Annotated in this window: 20 protein-coding genes; 6 read left to right on the top strand and 14 right to left on the bottom strand. The window is 59.8% G+C overall.

The window, feature by feature from the left end:
* Positions 1–173 precede the first annotated feature (173 nt).
* Entirely contained in the window at positions 174–1,190 is a 1,017-nt protein-coding gene (locus VE934_RS11555) for an SDR family oxidoreductase (RefSeq protein WP_324887566.1), read from the bottom strand.
* Positions 1,191–1,450: 260 nt separating this feature from the next.
* Here VE934_RS11555 and VE934_RS11550 point away from each other — a divergent pair, with 260 nt between their 5' ends.
* Both VE934_RS11550 and VE934_RS11545 read left to right on the top strand, forming a co-directional pair.
* Complete coding sequence (locus VE934_RS11550) at positions 1,451–1,933, top strand: hemerythrin domain-containing protein (RefSeq protein ID WP_324887564.1); 483 nt, start codon at positions 1,451–1,453, stop codon at positions 1,931–1,933.
* A 95-nt stretch (positions 1,934–2,028) separates the two neighbouring features.
* Positions 2,029–2,571: a DUF1003 domain-containing protein gene (locus VE934_RS11545; protein WP_324887562.1), complete on the top strand. Its 543-nt coding sequence runs from the start codon at positions 2,029–2,031 to the stop codon at positions 2,569–2,571.
* Here the strand turns inward: VE934_RS11545 and VE934_RS11540 are convergent.
* From VE934_RS11540 to yjgA, 3 genes are all read right to left on the bottom strand, one after another.
* Complete coding sequence (locus VE934_RS11540; RefSeq protein ID WP_324887560.1) at positions 2,561–5,137, bottom strand: PAS domain S-box protein; 2,577 nt, start codon at positions 5,135–5,137, stop codon at positions 2,561–2,563. The two genes, VE934_RS11545 and VE934_RS11540, sit on opposite strands and share 11 nt — an antisense overlap.
* Before the next feature lie 124 nt (positions 5,138–5,261).
* A complete protein-coding gene (gene mog, locus VE934_RS11535; RefSeq protein WP_324887558.1) occupies positions 5,262–5,852 on the bottom strand; it encodes a molybdopterin adenylyltransferase in 591 nt (196 codons plus the stop codon).
* A 5-nt stretch (positions 5,853–5,857) separates the two neighbouring features.
* On the bottom strand, positions 5,858–6,436 hold the full coding sequence (yjgA, locus tag VE934_RS11530) for a ribosome biogenesis factor YjgA (protein ID WP_324887556.1): 579 nt from the start codon (positions 6,434–6,436) through the stop codon (positions 5,858–5,860).
* A gap of 25 nt (positions 6,437–6,461) precedes the next feature.
* On the opposite strand from yjgA, the gene pmbA reads away from it, so the two are divergent.
* Positions 6,462–7,862, top strand: coding sequence for a metalloprotease PmbA (pmbA, locus tag VE934_RS11525; protein WP_324887554.1), 1,401 nt, complete (start codon positions 6,462–6,464; stop codon positions 7,860–7,862).
* A gap of 25 nt (positions 7,863–7,887) precedes the next feature.
* On the opposite strand, the gene VE934_RS11520 is transcribed toward pmbA, so the two are convergent.
* From VE934_RS11520 to VE934_RS11505, 4 genes are all read right to left on the bottom strand, one after another.
* On the bottom strand, positions 7,888–8,334 hold the full coding sequence (locus tag VE934_RS11520; protein ID WP_324887551.1) for a GatB/YqeY domain-containing protein: 447 nt from the start codon (positions 8,332–8,334) through the stop codon (positions 7,888–7,890).
* Between the two features lie 92 nt (positions 8,335–8,426).
* A complete protein-coding gene (rpsU, locus tag VE934_RS11515) occupies positions 8,427–8,639 on the bottom strand; it encodes a 30S ribosomal protein S21 (RefSeq protein ID WP_007872347.1) in 213 nt (70 codons plus the stop codon).
* A gap of 204 nt (positions 8,640–8,843) precedes the next feature.
* On the bottom strand, positions 8,844–10,082 hold the full coding sequence (locus tag VE934_RS11510) for an NAD(P)/FAD-dependent oxidoreductase (RefSeq protein WP_324887545.1): 1,239 nt from the start codon (positions 10,080–10,082) through the stop codon (positions 8,844–8,846).
* Positions 10,083–10,269: 187 nt separating this feature from the next.
* A complete protein-coding gene (locus tag VE934_RS11505; RefSeq protein WP_324887543.1) occupies positions 10,270–11,262 on the bottom strand; it encodes a hypothetical protein in 993 nt (330 codons plus the stop codon).
* A 183-nt stretch (positions 11,263–11,445) separates the two neighbouring features.
* Between VE934_RS11505 and VE934_RS11500 the strand changes: the two genes are divergently transcribed.
* Positions 11,446–12,102, top strand: a complete 657-nt coding sequence (locus VE934_RS11500) for a CPBP family intramembrane glutamic endopeptidase (RefSeq protein WP_324887541.1) — start codon at positions 11,446–11,448, stop codon at positions 12,100–12,102.
* Between the two features lie 10 nt (positions 12,103–12,112).
* Here the strand turns inward: VE934_RS11500 and cobA are convergent, their stop codons facing one another.
* From cobA to VE934_RS11470, 6 genes are all read right to left on the bottom strand, one after another.
* Positions 12,113–12,883, bottom strand: a complete 771-nt coding sequence (cobA, locus tag VE934_RS11495) for a uroporphyrinogen-III C-methyltransferase (RefSeq protein WP_324887540.1) — start codon at positions 12,881–12,883, stop codon at positions 12,113–12,115.
* A complete protein-coding gene (gene ybiB / locus VE934_RS11490) occupies positions 12,880–13,785 on the bottom strand; it encodes a DNA-binding protein YbiB (protein ID WP_324887538.1) in 906 nt (301 codons plus the stop codon). Before ybiB ends, cobA begins: the two co-directional genes overlap by 4 nt.
* 66 nt (positions 13,786–13,851) lie before the next feature.
* Positions 13,852–16,782 carry a molybdopterin-dependent oxidoreductase gene (locus VE934_RS11485; RefSeq protein ID WP_324887536.1) on the bottom strand — a complete coding sequence of 977 codons (2,931 nt, stop codon included), beginning with the start codon at positions 16,780–16,782 and terminating at the stop codon, positions 13,852–13,854.
* Positions 16,779–17,201 carry a nitrite reductase small subunit NirD gene (nirD, locus tag VE934_RS11480; RefSeq protein WP_324887534.1) on the bottom strand — a complete coding sequence of 141 codons (423 nt, stop codon included), beginning with the start codon at positions 17,199–17,201 and terminating at the stop codon, positions 16,779–16,781. Before nirD ends, VE934_RS11485 begins: the two co-directional genes overlap by 4 nt.
* Positions 17,202–17,203: 2 nt before the next feature.
* On the bottom strand, positions 17,204–19,651 hold the full coding sequence (nirB, locus tag VE934_RS11475; RefSeq protein WP_324887532.1) for a nitrite reductase large subunit NirB: 2,448 nt from the start codon (positions 19,649–19,651) through the stop codon (positions 17,204–17,206).
* Complete coding sequence (locus tag VE934_RS11470) at positions 19,648–19,788, bottom strand: hypothetical protein (RefSeq protein ID WP_324887530.1); 141 nt, start codon at positions 19,786–19,788, stop codon at positions 19,648–19,650. The genes nirB and VE934_RS11470 overlap by 4 nt, the downstream gene beginning before the upstream one ends.
* 244 nt (positions 19,789–20,032) lie before the next feature.
* Between VE934_RS11470 and VE934_RS11465 the strand changes: the two genes are divergently transcribed.
* Together VE934_RS11465 and VE934_RS11460 are read left to right on the top strand one after the other, a co-directional pair.
* A complete protein-coding gene (locus tag VE934_RS11465) occupies positions 20,033–21,310 on the top strand; it encodes a type IV pili methyl-accepting chemotaxis transducer N-terminal domain-containing protein (protein ID WP_324887528.1) in 1,278 nt (425 codons plus the stop codon).
* Positions 21,311–21,366: 56 nt separating this feature from the next.
* Positions 21,367–23,139, top strand: coding sequence for a bifunctional protein-serine/threonine kinase/phosphatase (locus VE934_RS11460; RefSeq protein WP_324887526.1), 1,773 nt, complete (start codon positions 21,367–21,369; stop codon positions 23,137–23,139).
* Positions 23,140–23,187: the final 48 nt, after the last annotated feature.

The raw sequence follows: 23,187 nt of genomic DNA, 5'->3' as shown, positions 1-23,187 counted from the left end.
GCCTCTGGCTCCTATTGCAACGCCTCCCAATCCAGGCCAGATTCAGCCCACGCCGCAGCCGAACTGACCTCAGGGGCAGCGGTCAAACGCTATGGTTTGAATAGCACGCAGCGCCCTTCCGTATTGGGCAAACAGCCTATTTGTTTGCTAACTGCGCTTCGCAAAGTAGCCGGCTACGGCCCTACGCTGCCCGTGATGGGCAGCACAATACCGGTGATGTACGCCGAGCAGACGGGCGCTGCCAGAAAAACATACGCAGGCGAAATTTCTTCAGGCTGGGCGGGCCGTTTCATATCCGTTGCCTTGCCAAACTCTTGAATATCCGCCACCGTTTTGTCAGCCGGATTCAAGGGCGTCCACACCGGTCCCGGGGCCACTGCATTCACGCGAATACCCTTGTCGATAAGGTTGCTTGCCAGCGATTTGGTGAATGCGTGAATGGCCCCTTTTGTTGCGGAGTAGTCCAGCAGTTTGGGGCTGCCTTCCAGGCCCGTGATCGAACCCGTGTTAACGATGCAGCTACCTTCTTTCAAGTGCGGTATCGCCGCTTTGGCCATGTGAAAGTAGCCAAAGATGTTGGTGCGAAATGTTTCATCAAAGCGCGCTTCGTCCAGGTCTTCAAGTGAGTCGGCGTGTTCCTGAAACGCTGCGTTGTTGACAAGGATGTCAAGCTTGCCCAGCTTGTCGACGGTTTTCTTGACTGCTTTGCCCGCAAATGCTGACTGTTTCACATCGCCTGCAATCAGTACACAGCGTTGCCCCTCAGCTTCGACACAGCGAGCCGTTTCCCGGGCATCTTCGTGCTCGTTGAGATAGGCAATACAAACATCGGCGCCTTCGCGCGCAAAAAGCACGGCCACCGAGCGCCCGATGCCCGAATCGCCGCCCGTGATGAGGGCCACCTTTCCCGCCAGCTTGTTGCTTCCTTCGTACTGCGGAGCAATGAAGTTGGGGCGCGGGTCAAGGTCAGCCTCGCGTCCCGGTTTGGTCAGATGCTGGGCGGGCAGGGGTGTTGTGGGTTGCCGCCGTGCGCCGGCCTGGACAGCTTTGGCTCCACTTGTTTTTTTGGTCCCCTTCGCCCGCTTGTCTTGTGCATCCTGCGTAGCCTGAATGCCGCGTTGCCTGCGGACGGTGGTGGCGACAGCAGCGTCGCTTTCGGCTGGGTTTGCGGCGGTGTTCTTTTTTGCCATGAGCTTCAAATCGGATTGGTGGATGAACCTCCCATCAGAGCGGCGCACCGCGCCTGTCCATGTCAAGCTCAGGGAAAAATTCCTGTAGGACAAACACAAGGCGGCCACACCGTGTCCTAGTCCTACAGGAAGTTCAACAGCGTCCGACAACGGGTGAAAAAGGCGCTTTCTAAAGTGAATTGTGTTTGGCATGTTGCCAGCCACACGGCGCCAGGGCCGCGCTGTTATTGACAAGTTACCCCACGAACAAAGGACTGAAAATGAGCAAAGCACCTGCAAAAAAGAATGACGCCATTGACCTGCTGGACGCAGACCATGTTGCCGTCAAAAAGCTGTTCACCGAATTCAAAAAACTCTGTGAAGAGGACGCGCCTGCCGATGAAAAGAAGGCTCTCGCCGACAAGATCTGTATGGAGCTCACCATCCACGCAGAAATTGAAGAGCAGATTTTTTACCCCGCGGCGCGTGACGCCATTGAAGATGACGACCTGCTGAACGAAGCGGAAGTCGAGCATGCCAGTGCCAAGGATTTGATCGCCCAAATCACGGAAATGAGTGCCGAGGAAGAGCTGTTTGACGCCAAGGTCACGGTTCTGGGTGAGTACATTGACCACCATGTGGAAGAAGAGCGCAACGAGATGTTTACCAAAGCCCGCAAGAGCGATATGGATCTGAAGGGAATGGTCGAAGAGCTGAAAACGCTAAAAGAAGAGTTGATGGCCAACTACGAAATGCCAGCCTGAGGATGCAGGTTTGGTAGAGCCACGGCGCCGACCCGATGGGTCGGCGCCTGTCCGCATCAAGAAGTTCTAAGAGGAGGGTGATCCATTTGAAGGAAGTGCGCGACAGCACAATCGAGCAGTTCACTCGAAAAAACATTGACGATATTTTGCGCATCGAACGCGAGCGCAAAGCCATGCAGCCCTTGGCGTCCCGCATGGCTTCGGCGGTAGCTGCCTTCTGCTCGCGCGGAACCATTTTGCTGATTCACGTGCTGTTCTTTGCTGCGTGGATAGCCTTCAATACCAGTCCGTTGGCGTTCGACCCTTACCCGTTTACTTTTCTCACTTTGGTGGTTTCGCTGGAAGCGATTTTTTTGTCCTTTTTCATCATGATTGGGCAGAGCGCTTCTCGCCAGGAGAGTGAGAGACGCCACCACCTGGACCTTCAGATCAACCTGCTCAATGAGCGGGAAATGACCGCCATGCTGCGCCTTCTCGGCAAGGTGGCAGAACGTCTGGACATCGAGGAAAGGGATCAGGCAGAGATCAAAAAATTTGCCTACAACACAGACCCCCGCACTGTGCTCGAGCAAATCGTCACAGCCGAAGAGACGGTTTCGCCAAGCGGGTATTCAGTGGAAAAAGCCGTCAACTCGTAAGCGTGCTGGCTCGGGGATCAAAGGAGAAGTAAAAGCAGGCTCCCTTGCCCTCAAGTGACTCGGCGCGGATCATCCCGCCGTGTCGTTCAAGCACCCGGTGGGCAGTGGCAAGACCAATGCCGCTGCCTTCAAATTCCGTGTCATGGTGCAGGCGGTGAAAGGGCTTGAACAAGCTGGCTGAATAAGCCATGTTGAATCCCACACCGTTGTCGCGAACGAACAAAATTTGGCGCCCATCTTCGCGCGCGGCAAGTGCCCCAAATTCGATTTTTGCCTCTTCTGTGGCGCGCGAGTATTTCCAGGCGTTGCCAATCAGGTGTTCAAGAATGATCCTTGCAAACTTGCTGTCGCAGCGCGCACTGATGCCCGGGTGAATGATGACCTGAACCTGGCGCCCCGGATCACGCTGCCGCGCCTGGGCAACGATCTGGTGCGCCATCGCACTCAGATTGACCTGTTCAAACACCAGCTTTCCCTTGCTGGCCCGCGTGAGCGCAAGCAGGTCGCTGATCAACTGGTGCATACGCAGCACATTAACCGTCACGCGGTCGAACAAACGCTCTTCTTCCTCGTTGAGCTTGCCCTTGAGGCGACGCCGCAGCAGCACACTGAAACCCTCAATGCTGCGCAGCGGGGACTGCAGGTCGTGAGACACCGAGTAGCCGAACGACTCCAGTTCGGCATCGGTGGCCTGCAGCTGAGCGGTACGTTCGTTCACCCGTTGCTCCAGCGTTTCGTTCAGACGCGTGATTTCCCGATCGCGGCGCAACCGGACCAACTCTGCCGTGATACGGCTGGCGAAGATCTGCATCAGGGCGTCGCGGTCCGGCGATGACGGCTGCGGATGGCGCCAGAAAGCGTTGGCAATACCGATCGGGGTGCCATCGGCATCGCGCAAGGCAATGCCGGTATAGGCTTCGAAGTTGCCCTCAACAAGAAACGGATCCTGGGGGAAAAGCGTCTGGATGTTGTCTTCGTAGACACACAGGTCGCGTTTGGTGATCGCGCGGTCGCAGGGTGTCCCGGCAAGTTCGTACTTGATGTCGGGCTGAAGCAAGCCGTCATGGATCAGTGCCAGCGAGGTCACGGATTTTTGATCAGGCGACGTTTCCCCAACCATCACCATATCGGCATGGATCGCAGTTGCCAAATGCTGAACCACGGAGCGAAAGAAGGCCTCACCGGTTTCTGACGATAGACCCCTGGCCACATCAATCAACAGGGCTTCGCGCCTTTTCTGCTCGGAGATATTGATCGTTGAGCTCAGCACGCAGGGCTCGCCGCCAATTTCAATGATGGACGCCCAGGTCTGGCAATCGATCATGTAGCCGTCTTTGTGGCGCATTTGCGAGTGCAGCCCGCTGACCCGCCCATGCTGACGAAGCGCTTCGATAAACGCCTCGCGTTCAGCGGCGTCGCGCCATACACCCACCTCTACCGAGGTTTTGCCCAGCAGCTCGCCCGCCGTGTAGCCCTGAACCCGGTCAGCCGAGGCATTGACTGCCAGATAGGTACCGTCGCTCACGCGGGTGATCGACATGTTGATGGGACTGTAGTCAAACGCCTTCGAAAAGAGCTCCGCGGACTGGCGCGCCTCCAGCCGGGCCCGGGTTTCAGCGGTGACATCTGTGATGGTCGAGACAACTATGCGATCCGGGCCTTCTCCCTCCATCTCCGAAGACAACAACACATTGATGACCCGGTCGTCTTTTGTGCGGGCGTCCATTGCGAAGCTGAGGACGCGACCCTGCGCCTCCATTTGCAGCCGGAAGTTCCGGCGAACCTGGGGATCGTTCCAGAGCAGGGCGTCCGTCTTCCCAATAATGTCGTTACGCGCATAGCCATACATGCGTTCGAAGGCCGGGTTCACGTCCAGCACTTTCATGTCGGCAATGTGCATTACCAGGATGGCTGCCGGACTGTTGCGGAAGACGCGGCTGAACCTGTCTTCGCTGACGCGCAGTTGCGTCTCGACCTGTTCCCTCAGTTTCAGCTCTGTGAGCTGCTCCCGCATTGCCCTCAGCACCACCTGGCGGCTGGTGAAGACACTTACCGCAATGCCGGTCAGCAGCAAGACCTGGATCAACCAGAACCTCACATTCACACCAAAATCTGGCCGTCCCAGCAGGCCATTCGCTTCGGCCCAGGTCAATACGCCCAGTGTTGCTGCGCTGGCCACTACTGTGAGAATGAGCGCCTTTTTTCCGAGTCGCATTCCAGCCGTGACCAGGGCGGCAACGAAGCCGAGCACAAGCGCGCTGCGAACGGACCCAAAGGCCACCATGCCGGCCGTCGAGCAGGACAGCATCAGGAACACCACCACGTAGCACGCCCAAAGGGGGTGTCCTTTGTAGAGCAGCCAGTACGCAAGGCCGGTCATTGCGAGGGCCGCCAACACAATGCTGATTTGCACGAGGCCACTGCTTTGAAAGACCGACAGCGCCAGCACAACGGGCAGACCAAGCAGCAAGAGAAGGAGGAGGCTTCGAAGCCCGTGGCTCTGGGCCCTTTCGATGAGATCTGTGGTCAGCAGAAAAGAAGAGTCGGATGGGGTGTTTCTGGACATGGCGGGGGCTGGCTGGGCCCCATCCTAATTCACCTGAAGCGGTGGTGGATTTTTTTTTGTTACACCCGGAGCCGGCACCTGCCACCGGCCTTGATCTGCCTGCCCTGGGCGGATCAGGGATGTATCAACTGGCTGCCGGGGCCCGAATGGCTGATTTCGGGCGAAACACTTTACAGACTGCCGGGTCGCTTTCGAGATAAGGCCCGCCAATCAGGTCAATGCAGTAAGGGATCGCGGAAAAAATCCCGGATACGGTGGAATCGCCTGCCTCGTTCTTCAGGCCCTCCAGAGTTTCCTGGATGGATTTGGGCTGACCGGGCAGGTTCAGGATCAGGCTTTCGTCCCGAATCACGGCGCACTGGCGTGACAGGATCGCCGTGGGCACAAATTTCAGGCTGATCTGGCGCATCTGCTCGCCAAAGCCGGGCATCTCGCGGTGGGCCACTGCCAGGGTTGCTTCGGGTGTGACATCGCGCGGGGCAGGGCCGGTGCCGCCGGTGGTCAGCACCAGCGAGCAACCCGCGTCGACCAGCTCAATCAGCGTGGCACTGATGCGATCTTTTTCGTCAGGAATCAAGCGCTCTTCGAAGGTTATCGGGTTGAGCAGCGCGCGTGTCAGCCAGTCACGCAGGGCAGGCAGGCCTTTGTCTTCATAGACGCCGCTGGAAGCCCGATCGCTGATCGAAACGATGCCGATTTTCACCGGGTCATGCATGGTGCTCAATCCTTGTCCGGACTCATGGCCTGTCGCACCAGCTGAAAGATTTCCCGGTAGGACTTGGCGTGGCGCGGTGCTTCGCCGGGTTTTTCGGGCTTGGAATCCTTGCGGGCTTGACGGATCAGCGCGCGCAGTTGTTGCGAGTCGGTGTCGGGATGCTCGGTGAGCCAGTCGCCCAGTGCGTCGTCAGAGGCGATCAGCTTGTCGCGCCACTGCTCGGCCAGGTGCAAGGCCAGCGTCAACTGCGCGGAACCGTTTTTCTGCTCGTCAATGGCGGCGCGTATCGGCTCGGCATCCAGCGGCCGCATCAACTTGCCGATGAACTGCATCTGCCGCCGCTTGCCCTCGAAATTGGTGATTTTTTTAGCCTGCGCGATCGCGTCCAGCAACTTTTCCGGCAGGTCCAGCCTGGCCATCAGGTCGGCGCGCAGGGTGAGCAGCGCTTCGCCGAGGGCCTGTTTTTCGTCAGCCTCGGCCTTGAGTTGGGTCTTGCTGGGCGGGCCTACCTCTTCCAGGGCAATTTCTTCGGGTTTCACAAAGCGGCCGTTGGACCAATAGCCTTTAATCGTCTTGTTGTTCATAGCAGTCAGTATCATAGCTACCCATATGACCCTCAAGACAACCAAGACAAGTCACCGCTCCAAACAGCCTGCCCAACCCGAATCCGGCTTCAGTTATCACCGCGATTTTTTTGAAGAACTGGTCGACACCGCGCTGGCGCATGCCAAGAAAATTGGCGCTACAGATGCGGCTGCCGAGGCGTCCGAAGGCTGCGGCTTGAGCGTCAGTGTTCGCAAGGGCGAGCTTGAAAACGTTGAGCGCAACCGGGACAAGTCACTGGGCATCACCGTCTATGTGGGCCAAAAGCGCGGCAACGCGGCCACCAGCGATTTCTCCAAAGCAGCCATCGAGCAGACCGTGCAGGCAGCGTATGACATTGCCCGCTTCACGGCCGAAGACAAAACCTCCGGCCTGCCCGCAGATCGGGATATCGCTCGTGTTCACCCGGACCTGGATTTGTTTCACCCGTGGGCCATCGACTCTGCGCAGGCGGCAACGCTGGCGCTGCAGTGCGAGGCCGCGGCTCTGTCCACCTCGCGTCAGATCACCAACAGCGAAGGCGCAGGTGTGTCGGCGCAGCAAAGCCATTTTTTCAGCGCACATACCCGTGGTTTTCGCGGCGGGTATGCCAGTTCACGCCACAGCATTTCGGTCGCCCCAATTGCCGGCAAAGGTAGCAACATGCAGCGCGACGCCTGGTACAGCTCCATGCGTGACGCCAGTGAGCTTGCCAGCCCCGAGGCCGTGGGTCGTTATGCAGCCGAGCGTGCGCTGGCGCGCCTGAAAAGCCGCAAGATCAAAACCACCCAATGTCCGGTGTTGTTTGAGTCACCCCTGGCAGCTGGCTTGCTGGGCGGCTTTGTGCAGGCGGTCAGCGGTGGCGCGCTGTACCGCAAGAGCACGTTTTTGCTTGATAGCCTGGGCAAGGCCGCGTTTCCTGACCACATTGACATCACCGAAGACCCGCACCTGCGCAAAGGCAAAGGCAGTGCGCCGTTTGACGAGGAGGGTGTAAAAACCCGGGCGCGCAGCGTGGTGGAGGCGGGTATTGTGCACGGCTACTTTTTAAGCACTTATTCGGCCCGCAAGCTCGGTATGCGAACGACGGGCAATGCAGGCGGCTCACACAACCTGGTGATGAGCAGCCGCCAGACGAGAGCGGGCGATGATCTTGACGCCATGTTGAAGAAGCTCGGTACCGGCCTATTTGTCACCGAGCTGATGGGACAGGGCGTGAACTATGTGACAGGCGACTATTCGCGCGGAGCGTCGGGCTTCTGGGTGGAAAAAGGACGCATCGCTTTTCCGGTTGAAGAAATCACGATTGCGGGCAACCTTAAAGACATGTTGATGGGCATTCAGGCTGTGGGCGCCGATGTTTACAACTACGGTGCGAAAAGCGTGGGGTCGATTCTCATTAATCGGATGAAGGTCGCCGGCTCCTGACGTAGCCCGGCGCTGCTCTCTTCGTTCACCCCGCTAGAGCTGCCTTTACCGCCGCGGATACCTGTCCCATATCGGCCTTGCCAGCGAGTTTCGCTTTTACCGCGCCCATCACCTTGCCCATGTCGCCGGGGCCGCTGGCGCCCAGCTCGGCGACGATGGCTTGAACGGCTGTGGCGACTTCCTCAGCGCTCAGGCGGGCTGGCAGGTAGGCCTGCAACACCACAAGCTCGGCCGCTTCCTTGTCGGCCAGGTCCTTGCGCTCGGCCTTCTGGAAGGCTTCCAGCGAGTCTTTGCGCTGCTTGATCAGCTTGTCAACGATGGCGATCACAGCGGCATCGTCGAGTACTACGCGTTCGTCCACTTCTTTTTGCTTGAGGGCGGCTAGCAGCAGGCGGATGGTGCCCAGACGCTCGCTGTCCTTGGCGCGCATGGCGGTTTTCATGTCTTCGGTGATCTGGTCTTTGAGGGACATGGCGTCTCCGTCTGAAAGTTGAAAGTCAAAAAATACAAAAGCCCGCAGAGCGTCCTCGTGCGGGCTTTTGGTTTGCCGTGAGGCGTGTATTTTTAGTACAGCTTTTTAGGCAGTTGCATCGAGCGGATACGCTTGTAGTTGCGCTTGACGGCGGCTGCCTTCTTGCGCTTGCGCTCAGCTGTTGGCTTTTCGTAAAACTCGCGGGCGCGCAGGTCGGTCAGCAGGCCGAGTTTTTCGATGGTGCGCTTGAAACGGCGCAGAGCCACGTCGAAGGGCTCATTGTCTTTTACACGAATGGTCGTCATTGATGAAGTGATCCAAAAATTTTGCGTCGTTAGTGATCTGATCAGGATCAGGCCGGAACGCGGGTTTGCTAGCAAAGCCTGAGATTATATACCAGCCCCCACGCTTGCCACTGCGTGTGCTGCGCTGCCCCCCGAGGGGGCGCTGCGCCTGCGGCCCGGCGAAGCCGGTTCCGCGGCCCCTGCTTGGTTAAGACGGGGGAGGGCTCAGCGGGACTGCGTAGTTAATGCGGTGGCGCATGCATGGGCAGATGCCCAGGCCCACTGAAAGTTGTAGCCGCCCAGCCAGCCGGTCACGTCTACCACTTCACCGATGAAATACAGTCCGGGCTGCTTTGATTCCATGGTTTGAGACGACAGATCCCGGGTATCTACACCGCCCAGCGTCACTTCGGCTTTTTTGTAGCCTTCGGTGCCTGTCGGCATCAGTTGCCAGTCGCCCAGCTGGGTGGCCAGGGTTTCCAGGGCTTTGTCGCTGGCGTCGCTGACGGGTTTTTGCCAGGCGGCGTCGCGGCTGGCCCATGCGTCAGCCAGCCTGCCCGGTACGAGAGTGGCCAGTTCATTGGCAATCAGCTTTTTGGAGCTGGCCTTGGCGCGCAGAAGCAGGGTAGGCGGGTCCACGCCGGGAGCCAGGTTGATGCGAATGGCCTCCCCGTCCCGCCAAAAGCTTGAAATCTGCAATACCGCTGGCCCGCTGAGCCCGCGATGAGTGAACAGCAGGTCTTCGGCAAAAACAACTGCTTTTTTGCGTTGCTTGGGCGTTGCATCGGGTGGCCCGGCTTCGATCAACACCGGCAAGGCCAGACCCGCCAACTGGGCGTAGGGCGCCCAGCCATCCCCGTCAAAAGTCATGGGTACCAGGCCAGGCCGCGTGGCGACGATGCGCAGGCCGAATTGTTTGGCGATGCGGTAGCCGAAATCGGTCGCGCCAATCTTGGGAATCGACAGGCCACCCGTGGCGACCACTATCTGGGTCGTTTCAATCAGGCCTCGGTCACTCTCAATTTGATAGCTGACTTGGCCCGAGGTTTCTGGGCAACTGATGCTTTTGATCGCACAAGGTTGCCACCGGGTGACCTGACCCCTGGCGCATTCGGTCAGCAGCATGTTGATCACATCCTCGGCCGATCGGTCGCAAAACAGCTGGCCTTTGTGTTTTTCGTGAAACGGGATGTTGTAGCTCTGCAGCAGCGCGATGAAATCCTGCGGGGTGTAGCGGGAAAGGGCAGAGCGGCAGAAGTGCGGGTTGTCGCCCAAAAACTGCGCTGGCGTTGCATCGCGGTTGGTGAAGTTGCAGCGGCCTCCGCCCGAGATGCGGAGCTTCTCGGCCACTTTTTCGCTGTGGTCCAGCAGCAGGACTTTCAGGCCGCGCTGCCCTGCGAGACTGGCGCAAAACAGGCCGGCAGCCCCGGCGCCAATCACCACGACATCAAATTGATGAATCAAATAAGCCTCTGGTCCAGTAAACACGGCGCAAGTAGCTATCAAAGCTGTAGCAAATGCGAGCGGGTGCCCGCTGTAGGGCGCACTGCGGAACCTGGAGTGTAGCTGTGACCATGCGTCGGCAAGGCCGCCGCAGGCCGTGGTCGGCGTCCCTGGTTCGCCGGATCCGCAGGCCAGCTTGGGTACAGAACTAGTGCTTCATGATCACCGGGTGAATCGCGAACACATTGGGGTTTTGGGGCTCTACCGTGACCTTGACCCAATGAACCATCGGGCTGCCAAAGGTCTGCAGGCGCGTCAGGTTGGGCAGCAGCTTGTTGGGGCTGTACAGCGGTTTATCCACCTTGAAGAAATGGGTGTCACCGTGAACAAACAGCACTTCACCCTTGAATTGCTCGGTTTCAGCCACCAGCTTTTCCATGAAATTGCGGTAGCCGCTGACGCGGGCTTCCTGGCTTTCGTCGGTCTGGGGCGTTTCCGGAACATCGAAACCGGGGTCAGCCTGAATCACCAGCACCAGGCCCCGTGATTTCTGCTTTTGGGCACGCTCAAACGCTTCCTGCAACCAGCGCACGTTGGCAGCGTCGCGTTCAAGGTATTCAGCATTGCCCGCTTCGCACTGCGCAGGGGTCCGCGCGCTTCTTTCGCTGCAGTCTTTTGCGTCCAGAATTTTGTTGTTGTTGGTGCCGGGCACATTCAGCGTAACGAAAACAATCCCGCGGTGGCTGAACTGGGTGTTCTCCACGAATTTTTCACCGACCTGGCCTTGATGACGCAGCGGCATACGGCGCTGGCCCAGGCTGCCCGTGGCTGGGAACATGGTTTTACGCAGGTAGTCCAGCCGTTCAAGCGTGTCATACCCGCCGTTGTTCAGACGGTGGCAGTCGGTCCACTCGTTATCGCCGGGGACATAAATCAGTGGCTTGGCTACCTGAGCAAACAGGGTCAGGGCAGAGGCAAAGACCTCGTTGCTGCACTCGGACGCGCCGTCCTTGATATCCCCTGTGAAGATGGAGAACACCACGTTGGACCGGTTGATACTTTTGACCAGCGCGGGGAGCTTTGCTTCGTCGCCGTTTCGCTTGTAAGGCATGTCGCCCCACAGTCCGAAAGAAAAGGTTTGTGCCTGGGCGCAGGTGACGCTGAGTACGAGGAGTACACCAGCCAGAAGGCGAGTCGACATAAGTTATCCCGTCAAACTGCGCAGCTTAGAAAGGGCGTGTGACAGCGTCGTGACGTGAATGAGTCTTGTGTTCACCAAAGTGCGTTAGGTCCCGCTGCTCGCAGGTGTTGATGCACACTATCAAGCAGGGGGAAAACTATGCAACCTGGAGGAGCTCAGCCTTCAACGCCGCACGTTGCGGCATTGGCCGCCTCGTTTCCGTTTATGGCGCTGAGTTTGGCGAACCATTTCTACAAACCTTGGCTGTTTCAACTTGCGCCGACCTGGTTCTGGGTTGCAGACTTCGCCCAGTTTTTCGTTGCGCCGATGGTTGGCTGGTACTTCTTTCTTCGTCCAACCGGGGTCAGGATGCAGGACTGTGGCCTTCCTCTTGGAAGCAAAGAATCTGCGCGCAGGGATGGCATTGGCTTCACCTTGTTTGTAGCCGCACTCTTAGTGGCGGCCTATTGGCCAATGCATGTGGTGACGAAGGTCTGGTTTTCCCAATTCAACAGCAATTTTCAGGACGTGCAGGGGATGCCGGCCTCGTATTTCCCCAAACTGCTGGTCGCGTTCTACATGTCCGCTACTGCGGCGCTGGTAGAAGAGGTCATTTGGCGCGGCTTGGGATGGATGTATTTGTCGGCCGTGTTGCCGCTACGTCACAGGCGCGTTGGATATGTGCTGATCACTGCGATCGTCTTCTCCATTGCGCACTCCGAGCAGGGTGTGGGTGGAGTCATCTCCGCTTTCTGGTTCGGGCTACTTGCAGCGGGCATCTACGTGAAGCTGCGGACTTTGTGGCCAATAGTGCTGGGGCACTTCATAGCTGACATGCTGATTTTCGGACCGTGGGGCTGATCTGTCTGGTTCAGGCTACTTTGGTCACTGCAGGAGTGCTGATGGCTGCGGCCACGCCCGCCACGATGTCACCGACCACAATGATGGATGGGCTGCCCATGCCAGCTTCCTGGATCGCGCCTGACAGAGTGCCTAGCCGGGTAGTGATGTGACGCTGACTAGGCAGTGAAGCATTTTGAATCACGGCCACGGGCGTACTCGCTGGCAAGCCGCTCAGCAATTCACGCTCTATGCGTTCTGCTCCGCTGACGCCCATGTAGATGACCAGTGTGAGCTTGGCCTTGAAAGCGGTGTCGGCCAGTGACCGCCAGTCGGTGCCTTCGTCTCCGGGCTTGGCATGGCCTGTGACAAAAACCACGCCGTGGGCATGTTGACGATGGGTGAGTGGCACGCCCAGAGACGTGACGGCTGCCAGGCCCGAGGTGATGCCGTTGATCACCTGCACGTCGATGCCGGCCTCGCGCAGATGCTCCAGCTCTTCACCACCGCGTCCGAAGATGAAAGGGTCGCCGCCCTTGAGGCGGACAACGTTTTCGCCTTCACGCGCGGCCATCAGCATGAGTTTTTCAATAAAGGCCTGTGGTGTGCTTTTGCAGCCGCCGCGTTTGCCGACATACACAATGCGCGCGCTCGTTGAGGCCAAAGCCACGATGTCTGCGCTGACAAGGTCGTCCACCAGCAGCACGGTAGCGCCCTGAATGGCCTTGACGGCTTTAACGGTGAGCAGCTCCGGATCGCCAGGGCCTGCACCTACAAGTGTGACTTTTCCAGTGTGATTCATGATGCTTGAGCCAGATGCAAGATATGTTCCACCTGCAATGCCATGGAGGCAGGAACCGGTTTGGTTCCTGCCAATACTTCTTGAATATAAGCCGCAGTAGTTTCTGGGTCGATCTCTGTGGGTAGATCGGGCAGGTCGGTCAGCGTTCCCTTTTGGCCCTCCTGCAGTGTGATGCGTTTGCCGGCGATGAAACCGTCCATTTGCGGGAGACGGCGCGCATCGGCAACCACTTCGCCTTCAGTGCCGCGTAGCAGAAGGGCGGTGGAGCCCATCAGTTCAAACACGGCTGCCATGGAAATGGCGTACTCCGGATGGGTGTAGCTGCTGACGATGACTGCAGCGCCCGCGCAGGGGTTCATCAATTTAACCAGGCTGTGGCTGGAGTTGCGCAGGCCGACGGCGCGGCGCACATCCAGCAGACGCTTGAGTCCGGGGCTCAGGAGCTCGGTGGGGACGTAAGCCACTTCGCCATTTGCTACAGGTTTGATAGCTGTCTGCGCCCGTGTACCAAGGGCAGACAGCACATTTTCTACAAAAACCCGGCTGGTCTCGGTCGATGTCCCATGAATCAGCACAGGCCAGCCGCGACGGGCGACCAGCGCCGCCAGCAAAGGGGTGAGCACCGGCAAGCGGCGAGCGCCGTTGTAGCTTGGCAGCACCACCAGGGGTTTGCTTCCTGCGGGAATGAGATTGAGCCGGGCATGCGTGGCGTCAAGAAAACCAGCCATCTCGTGCGGCTCCTCGCCCTTGATGCGCATGGCGAGGCAAAAGGCGCCCACTTCCAGGTCGGTCACCGTGCCGTCCAGCACCTGGCCAAACAGGTCGCAGGCCTGTTCGCGGGTGATCGGCTTGGCGCCGTCTTTCCCGCGGCCTATGACCTTGATGTACTGAGCGATGGACATGCGTGATTGTCGGCGAAGGTTGATAACTTGCCGTTATGAGCTTAAGCCGTGTTTTATTTGTGCGTGTCAGGCCAGCGTCTTGATCGGGATCACGGTGCGGCGGGCGGTGGTGGGGGCCGTCCGGATGATCCGCTTGATCTCGGGCACGCAGGAGCCGCAGTTGGTACCGCACTTGAGTTTTTGCTGCAAGGCCAGCAGTCGGTCCTCGTCGCTGGCAAGCAGGCCGGCGCCACCAGGTTCGCTGGCGATTTCGCGCAGGCCGGTGGCGATCTGTTCGTCACTGACGCTGAAACAACTGCACACCGGTTTTCCGCGCGGCGCCATGGCACCCGGCGCTTTGGCGCCGGGTAGCAGCAGTAGCCGGCCGTAGGCCTGCGCTGGCAGTTCGTCTTGCAGCAGCGTTTTGATCCAGGCCTGCGCGCTGACATCGCCAGCCAGCACAAAGCCTGTGAGCTCGGCCATATCGCCCTTGCGCACCAGACGCGCGGTGCGATGCTGACCTTTTTTTCTGTCCACGTAGCGCAGGGCATCGGCCCCGCCCAGCCCCAGGATGCCTTCGATTTTTTGCAGGACGCCTTCAGGCGGTGCTTCAAAGCCTGCGGCGCGAAACAGCACACCCGTGCGCTGACTACCAGCCTCGCCCAACGGCACCTCATTGGAGAACGGCACGCAGCTGCTGAACGCAAAGCTTGCCATCAGCGGTTTAAGCTGTTCGCGCGCTGTCAACGCCTGATCGGCGGGTAGCCAGGCCATGGCTAGCAGCGACCAGGGCAATTCAGCCTTCAGGATTTTTACCGCGGCATGCTTGAGTTCGGGCTGTTTGGAGCTGGGGCAATAGGCAGAGGTGGTCAGCGCGTTGACGCCGGCCAGTGCTTCACCACGCGAAGACAGGCCGCTCAAATATTCAGCGCCCCAATGCATGGCCATAAAGGCCTGACTGACCCCCACTTCGGCTGAAGCCTGCAGCGGCACCACGATGGAGCCGCGTTTGGATGTCACGTAGACCAGATCGCCTTCCTCCAACAGACGCCGCGCCATGTCTTGCGCGTTCATCTGGATGGACGGCTCGGCCACATGGCCGAACAACCGGCCCAGCGTGCCGGTGCGGCTCATGCCGTGCCACTGGTCGCGCAGACGGCCGGTGGTCAGCGAGAAGGGGTAGCGCGATTCGCGCGGCTCTGCCACCGGTTTATAAACAGTGTTGACGAAGCGCGCTTTGCCGTCTTCGGTCGGGAAGATGCCATCCTCGTACAACCGTACCTTGCCGGTGCTTTCTCCTTCCTTAAGCGGCCACTGCTGTGGCGCGGCTTCCAGCATGGCGTAGCTCATACCGGTGATGTCCAGGTCGCGCCCGCGTGTTGATTCGCGGTGTTCGTTCCAGATGGCTTCCACGCTGGCCGTTTCGTCATCTACTGACCAGGGGAAAAGCGAGCTGATCTTCTGCGGCCGCAACAGCTTCTCCAGCCGCTGTGCGAAGGCCACCGCAATCGACCAGTCATGCCGCGTGTCGCCCGGCGCAGACACAGCCGGCCGCACGCGACTGATGCGTCGCTCGCTGTTGGTCACAGTGCCGGTTTTCTCGCCCCAAGTGGTGGCCGGCAGCAGCAGATCGGCATAGTCGCAGGTTGAGGCCGTGGCAAAAGCTTCCTGCACCACCACCAGTTCAGCGCACTGCAGCGCACGGCGCACCGTGGCCTGGTCGGGCATGGACTGGGCCGGGTTGGTGCAGGCGATCCACAAGGCCTTGATCTCGCCATCGGCCGCCGCCTGGAACATTTCCACAGCGGTCTTGCCCGGCTTTTCAGGTACCGAGGGCACACCCCACAGGGCGGCAACTTCAGCCCGGTGCTGCGGGTTAGCCAGGTCGCGGTGCGCGCTCATCAGATTCGCGAGTCCACCCACTTCGCGGCCGCCCATGGCATTGGGCTGGCCGGTCAATGAGAAGGGGCCGGCGCCGGGTTTGCCAATTTGTGCGGTGGCCAGGTGCAGGTTGATCAATGCCGCGTTTTTGGCGGTGCCACTGCTGGACTGGTTCAGGCCCTGGCAGTAGAGGCTCAGTGTCGCGGCGGACGTTGCAAACAGTTTGGCCGCTGTGAACAGGTCTTCCTTTTTGATGCCGCAGGTATCTGCCACCAGGTCTGGCGTGTAGTCGCGCACGGTTGTTTTGAGGGCATCAAATCCGTTGGTGCGTTCAGCAATCCAGGCCGGCTGGGTCCAGCCTTCCCACAGCATGATGTGCAGCATGCCGTTGAAGAGCGAGACATCGGTTCCGGGCTGGATCGGCAGGTACAGATCTGCAATGCCAGCCGTGTCGGTGCGGCGCGGGTCGCAAAAAATGATTTTCATCGCCGGGTTGGCGGCCTTGGCATCTTCGATGCGGCGGAAAAGAATCGGGTGCGCGTAGGCCGTGTTGCTGCCGACGATGAAGATGCACTGCGCGTGAATGACATCGTCGTAGCAGCTGGGCGGCGCGTCGGCGCCAAGCGTTTGCTTGTACCCGGCCACTGCGCTACTCATGCACAGGCGCGAATTGGTGTCGACGTTGTTGGTGCCGATCAGGCCTTTGGCGAGTTTGTTGAAGACGTAGTAGTCCTCGGTCAGCAACTGGCCGGAGATGTAAAAGCCCACCGCGTCGGGCCCGTGTTCACGAATGATGCGCGCGAAACCTTCACTGGCGGCATCCAGCGCGCTGTCCCAGCTGATGCGCTGCGGCGCGGCACCGCGCTGCGTGCGTTGCATGGGGTGCAGCAAGCGGGTTTGCCGGGTGACGATGCTTGATGCCGTCAGGTGCAGGGTTGACCCCTTGGTGCAGAGCCGGCCGAAATTGGCGGGGTGCTCAAGGTCACCGCGCACCCCGGTGATTTCGTCGCCATTTGATTCGATGATCACACCGCAGCCGACGCCACAGTAGGGGCAGGTCGAGCGCGTTTCTCTCCGTTCAGGGTGAGCCTGTCGAAGCCCTTCGACAGGCTCAGGGCGAACGGGGAGAACCGTCATGCTGTGTGCGGGGCCTGCACGTCAAAGGTCTGGTCGCCCAGCGCGCCGGTAGAGGCGCAGGGGCCGGCGCGCGGCGCCGCCAGATCCAGGGCCAGCGTTGCCAGTTCCACCGGGTTGAGCATGACCTGGCCTGCATCCACCTTGCATGCAAATTTCGGTGTGCAGCCTTCGTCCGCCCCCTGGGCGCAGCCATCGGCAAGGCCTATGGTCCAGTTGTGCAGCGGGCAGGCCACGCTGGTCCCAAACACAATCCCCTGGCTCAGCGGACCACCCTTGTGCGGGCAGCGGTCCAGCAGTGCGAACACCTGGTCATCTGCGTTTCGGAACACAGCGACATCCACGCCGCGTGGGCGTGCGACCCGGCGCGAGCCGAGTACGGGGATGTCTTCAACGCGGCAAATCACGGTCCATTCATTCATCTTCATGCCTCCTGCCCGGCTGCTGCCAGCTTGTTGAATTGCCGCGTATCCACCGCGGCTTCCTTCAGATCGAACCACGGATCGGGTTCGCCGTCGAGCGCAAACTGCAGCTGCTCCCAGAGCTGCTTGCGACCCTCGTGATCCTCCAGGATTTTCTTTTTCACGTAATCCAGACCCACGCGGTTGACGTAGTGAACCGTGCGCTCCAGGTACCAGCCTTCCTGCCGGTACAGCTCACAAAATGCGCCGGTGTATTCCAGAACTTCCGCTGCCGTTTTGACCTTGACCAGGAAGTGCGCGACTTCCGTCTTGATGCCGCCGTTGCCGGCGATGTACATCTCCCAGCCGGAGTCGACGCCAATGATGCCGACGTCCTTGATGCCGGATTCGGCGCAATTGCGCGGGCAGCCGCTGACCGCGAACTTGACCTTGTGCGGCGCGTACATGCGCCACATGGCGCGCTCCAGGTCTTTGCCCATTTGTGTGCTGTCCTGCGTGCCCATGCGGCACCACTCGCTGCCGACACAGGTTTTGACCGTACGCAACGCCTTGGCATAGGCGTGACCCGAGGGCATGCCGATGTCTTTCCAGACATTGACCAGGTCTTCTTTTTTGACGCCCAGCAAATCGATACGCTGACCGCCTGTCACCTTGACTGTCGGGATCTTGTATTTGTCTACCGCATCGGCAATGCGGCGCAGCTCGCTTGCTGTGGTTTCACCGCCCCACATGCGCGGGATCACGCTGTAGGTACCGTCTTTCTGAATGTTGGCGTGGCTGCGTTCGTTGATGTAGCGGCTTTGCGGATCGTCTTTTGCCTGCTTGGGCCAGGTGCTGATCAGGTAGTAGTTGATGGCCGGGCGGCAGCTCGCGCAGCCGTTGGGTGTTTTCCATTCCATGAACTTGAAAGTGTCCGCAATCGTCATCAGCTTGTTGTTGCGGATGGCGTCACGCACCGCCTGGTGACCATGGTCGGTGCAACCGCACATGGCTTTCAGCTTGGGCGTGGCCGAGTAATCGCCGCCGGCGGTGAACATCAAAATCTGCTCAACCAGCCCAGTGCAGGAGCCGCAGGAGGCGCTGGCCTTGGTGTGTTTGCGCACTTCGTCCAGGGTGAACAGGCCTTTTTCCTTGATGGCCTTGCAGATGGTGCCTTTGTTCACGCCGTTGCAGCCGCAGACCTCGGCTTCATCCGGCATGGCCGCGGCTTTGCTGTGGCCTTCGTGGCCGGCGTCGCCGATGTTGGACTCACCGAACATCAGCTTGTCGCGGATGTCGCCCACGCTGCGACCATCGCGCAGCAGCTTGAAGTAATAGCTGCCGTCCACAGTGTCGCCGTACAGGCAGGCACCAATGAGCTTGTCGTCCTTGATGACCAGTTTTTTATAGACGCCGCCAAACGGGTCACTCATGACAATTTCTTCCGTTCCTTCACCGCCGGTGAATTCGCCCGCCGAGAAGAGGTCGATACCGGTGACTTTGAGTTTGGTGGAGGTCAGAGAGCCCGTGTAGCGCCCAATGCCGAACAGCGCGAGGTGGTTGGCCGCGACCTTGGCCTGCTCGAACAGCGGTGCCACCAGCCCATAGGCAATACCGCGGTGCGCCGCGCATTCGCCTACGGAATAGATGCGCGCGTCGGTCACGGTCTGCATGGTGTCGTTGACCACGATGCCCTTGTTACAGTGCAGGCGCATTTTTTCGGCCAGCTCTGTGTTGGGCCGGATGCCGACGGCCATTACCACCAGATCGGTGGCCAGCTCGGTTCCGTCCTTGAACTTGATACTGGTGACGCGGCCATCGGCGTTACCCAGCAGCTCCTGAGTCTGAGCGCCCATCAGGAACTTGAGGCCCCGGTCTTCCAGCGACTTCTGCAGCAGCTTGCCCGCCACGCTGTCAAGCTGACGCTCCATCAGCGTAGGCATGACGTGCACCACGCTGACGTCCATACCGCGCAGCATCAGGCCGTTGGCCGCTTCCAGACCAAGCAGGCCGCCGCCGATGACCACCGCTTTCTTGTACTTCACGGACGCGTCGATCATGGCGTTGGTGTCGGCGATGTCACGGTAGGCAATCACGCCCTTCAAGTCCTTGCCAGGCACGGGCAGGATGAAGGGGTTGGAGCCGGTGCACATCAACAGGCGGTCGTATTCGGCCTCAGTGCCGTCGTCCGCGCGCACCACGCGCTTGATGCGGTCAACTTCAACCACTTTTTTGCCTGTGTGCAGCGTGATGTGGTTGTCCTTGTACCAGTCCCAGGAGTTGAGAACGATCTCGTCAATGGTTTGCTCGCCCGCCAGAACCGGAGACAGCAAGATGCGGTTGTAGTTGGGGTGCGGCTCTGCGCCGAACACGGTGACGTCGTACAGATCAGGTGCAACCTTGAGCAGCTCCTCAATCGTGCGAACCCCGGCCATTCCGTTGCCAACCATAACCAGCCTAGATTTTTTCATGACGTCATTCCAAAGTGATTCAGTGGTGCAAATACATGTGCAGAAGAAGGCTTGAACGCAATTGACATGCCATAGGCCTTGGCGCGCAATCCGCCTTCAAGACCGAGGGGGTCAGTGGAACAAGGGAAATAAGACATGAGGCCCTCTCCTGTAAACAGGCACCGGACGGTGTCCGGCATGAGGCACATCGCTACGCACGTCGTTGTGCGCAAAACCTGCAGTGCTGTCGCTAAGCCTGGACGCTTCGTTACGCCCGTTCGATACAACGCAAAAGTTGTGCCATCCCGGCTGATACGCGCGCCTCTGGCGCTAACATCGCAATCACCCTGGCGTGTGATGTGCATGCCCCCTACGGGCTTACCTCTGAACACTCCGACTTTTATGACCTCCGCACTGATCTGTTTGACTGGCCCTGTGGGCACGAATTCGCTGGCCTCTGACCTCCAGGCTGTCGGGGTGGAGGTTCTGGCTGGCGTGACCGACTGTTCCAAATTGGTGCACGAAGCGCTGAGGCTTGCGCCGGACGTGGTCATTTGCCAGGCCAACTTGCTGGATGAAGCATTGTTCAAGAGCCTTCAAGTGATTGGAGAGACGTCGCCGCGTCCCGTGGTCGTGTTCACAGCCGACGGTGACGCCAGCAAAATCACGCGCGCCATGGAGGTGGGCATTCACGCCTATGTGGTCAATGGTTATGGCCAGCAGCGCTTGCGCCCCCTCATCCACCTGGCGCAGGCGCGCTTCGGGCGGGAACAGGCCCTGAAGGATGAGCTACGGGGTGTCAGCCTGCGTCTGGAGGAGCGCAAGGTGGTGGACCGTGCCAAGGGCATATTGATGCGCGCGCGTCAGGTTTCAGACGACGATGCCTTCCAGATCCTGCGCACAGCTTCCATGCACAGCAACCAGCGCCTGGGGCAGGTTTCGCAACACATCATCCATTCGGCCCGTTTTGCAGAAGACGTCAACCGCTCAGGGCAGCTGCGCATGTTGTCGCAGCGCCTGGTCAAACTGGTGCTGTTGCAGCAGGCGGGCGTGAGATCAGCCCAGGCGGATGAAAGACTCATCGAATCGATTGTGCGCGTTGAGACCAATATCGCGACGCTTGCCAAAAATCTTTCCCAGCCCACCTTCGGCGATTTGTTGGCACAAATTGAGCGGTCCTGGATCGAGTTGAAACCGGCCCTGCAGGCCCCGGCGCAGGCGGGCCAAGTGGCACGGCTTGATGAGCTGGCAGAGCAACTGCTGTTGGCGGCCGAGCGGCTGACCAGCGGCCTGGAGAATGCGGGTGCAACGCCGCCCCTGCAGGTGCTCAATCTGGCCGGACGCCAGCGCATGCTCAGCCAGCGCTTCGCAAAATACGCCCTGATGGAATTGCTTGGCGGCACTTCGGCCCGCCAAGGCAACGAGGCCGCCATGAACGAGGCGCGTCTGGCCTTCGAGCAGGCGCTGCGTTACCTCAATGACATACCGCTCACCAGCAAGGAGATTCGCGCGTCGCTGGAAGCGGCTGCCGTGTGTTGGGAGCGCATGCTGGCGGGGGCCGTGCCCTCTGGCAAGAAGCAGGGGCTGGAGCGTTTGGCTGTGGCCAGCGAAGAAGTTCTGGATGTCTTTGAACAGCTCTCGGCGCACTACGAGCAGAGCATGCAAATGCTTGTCGGGTAAAAACGTGTTTGCTGCAACGCACCAAACGCGGGCATGGGACTTGCGTGTCTTGGTGCATGGCATTTGACATCGACATTGGTTTCGCTTCTCTTGCGGGCCGTAAAGACATCAACGAGGACTTCTGTGCAGCCATGCTGCCCGAGCCTGGCCAGGAGGCCATGGGGTCTATCGTGGCGATTGCGGACGGCGTCAGCACAGGGGGTATGGGCAAGGAGGCTGCCCAGACCACAGTGACCAGCCTGGTCCGCGACTATTACGGCACCCCGGAGACCTGGGACACCACGGTGGCGCTGGACCGCATCATCAGCGCGCAAAACGGCTGGCTTGCGGGGCTGAACCGGCGCCGCCATCCGGCCCTGGGGCTTACCACCCTGACCGCAGTCGTGCTGCGTGGGCAGTCGTATGCGGTCGCACATATCGGCGATACGCGCGCTTACCTGCTGCGCGAAGGGCGGCTCACCCAGCTCACCATGGACCATGTGGTCGATCATCCCGACTTTCGTCACCAGTTGCTGAGGTGTGTGGGTGCAGAAGACCGGCTGGTGGTTGACTACTCACAGGGCGACTTGCAAGTGGGTGATGTGTTTGTACTGCTGTCCGACGGTGTGTACAACCTGGTCCCCGATAAAAAGCTGAGGGCGATGGCAAGCGCCTCGCCTGAATCATCCGCTAAGGGCTGGGCACAGCAGATCAGCCAGCAACTGGTTGACACCGCTCTGGCTGCAGGGGCGGGAGACAACGTGACCGCGCTGGTGGTTCGGGTGCTGGGCCTGCTGGACGCGAGCTTGCAGGACGAAAACCGGCGTGCGGTGTCCCTGCCCATACCGCAGCGTTTGAAGGTGGGCGACACGCTGGATGGCCTGGCGCTGACCGCGCCAATAGCAGACAACGGCATCAACGTGCTGTACCAGGTCAGGGACCTCGCCACCCAGCGTCTTTATGCACTGAAGACCCTGCACCCGGCGCGCGCCCATGATCCCCAGGAGCGCGCCATGCTCGCCCACGAGGCCTGGCTGGCCAAGCGCATGCAATCCTCGCGGGCGGCGGGGCATCTGGTTAATATTCACGACCGTTTGCCAAGCGTTCAGGAGCCGACCGCGTTTTATTTGCTGTACGACTGGCACCCCGGCGAGACCTTGCAGCAACTGCTGGACCGCAAACACACCTTCAGCCTGCCGCAAGTGCTGGCAGCCGCCGCGCAGGTAGCCAAAGCGCTGGGGCTCTTGCATCGTCAGAGTGTGGTCCACCGCGACGTCAAACCAGCCAACCTGCACCAGGGGGAAGACGGCGTGCTTCGCCTGCTTGATCTGGGTGTGGCGCTGACAGGCAGGGAGCCTGAGTCCATGCGCAAGTTGCACGCGGGCACGCCCAGCTACATCAATCCCGAACAGTGGGGATTCCACGTGAAGGCAGGCAATGCGGGGAAAGACGGGCCTGAGGAACTACCCGATGCGCAAAGTGATTTGTTTGCGCTGGGGATCACGCTCTACCAGCTGCTGACGGGTAAGTTGCCCTACGGCGAAGTGCTTCCCTATCAGTCTGGCCGCTATTACCGCGATCCCACGCCGCCCAGCCGGCACAACCCCGAAGTGCCCATCTGGCTGGACCATGTGGTTCTCAAAGCCGTAGCGCGGGACAAGCGCAAACGGTTTGAGACAGCCGAGGAATTGTTGCTCGCGCTGGAGCGCGGCGCCTCGCGGCCCCTGACAGCTCAATCGGCCACACCGCTGATTCAGCGAGACCCCACGGCGCTGTGGAAGATTGCCCTGGCGGTATCGGTGGTGGTGAATTTGCTGCTGATTTATTGGCTGCTCTTTTTGCCAAAGTAGCAGGAGCTGATCTGGTGCTTATCAGCAAAATACCGACTTTGCCCTTAT

The sequence above is a fragment of the Polaromonas sp. genome (genome assembly GCF_035638815.1).
GTDB lineage: Bacteria > Pseudomonadota > Gammaproteobacteria > Burkholderiales > Burkholderiaceae_C > Polaromonas.
Note: the sequence above shows the minus strand (reverse complement) of the source record. Positions and strands in the feature narration are given on the sequence as shown.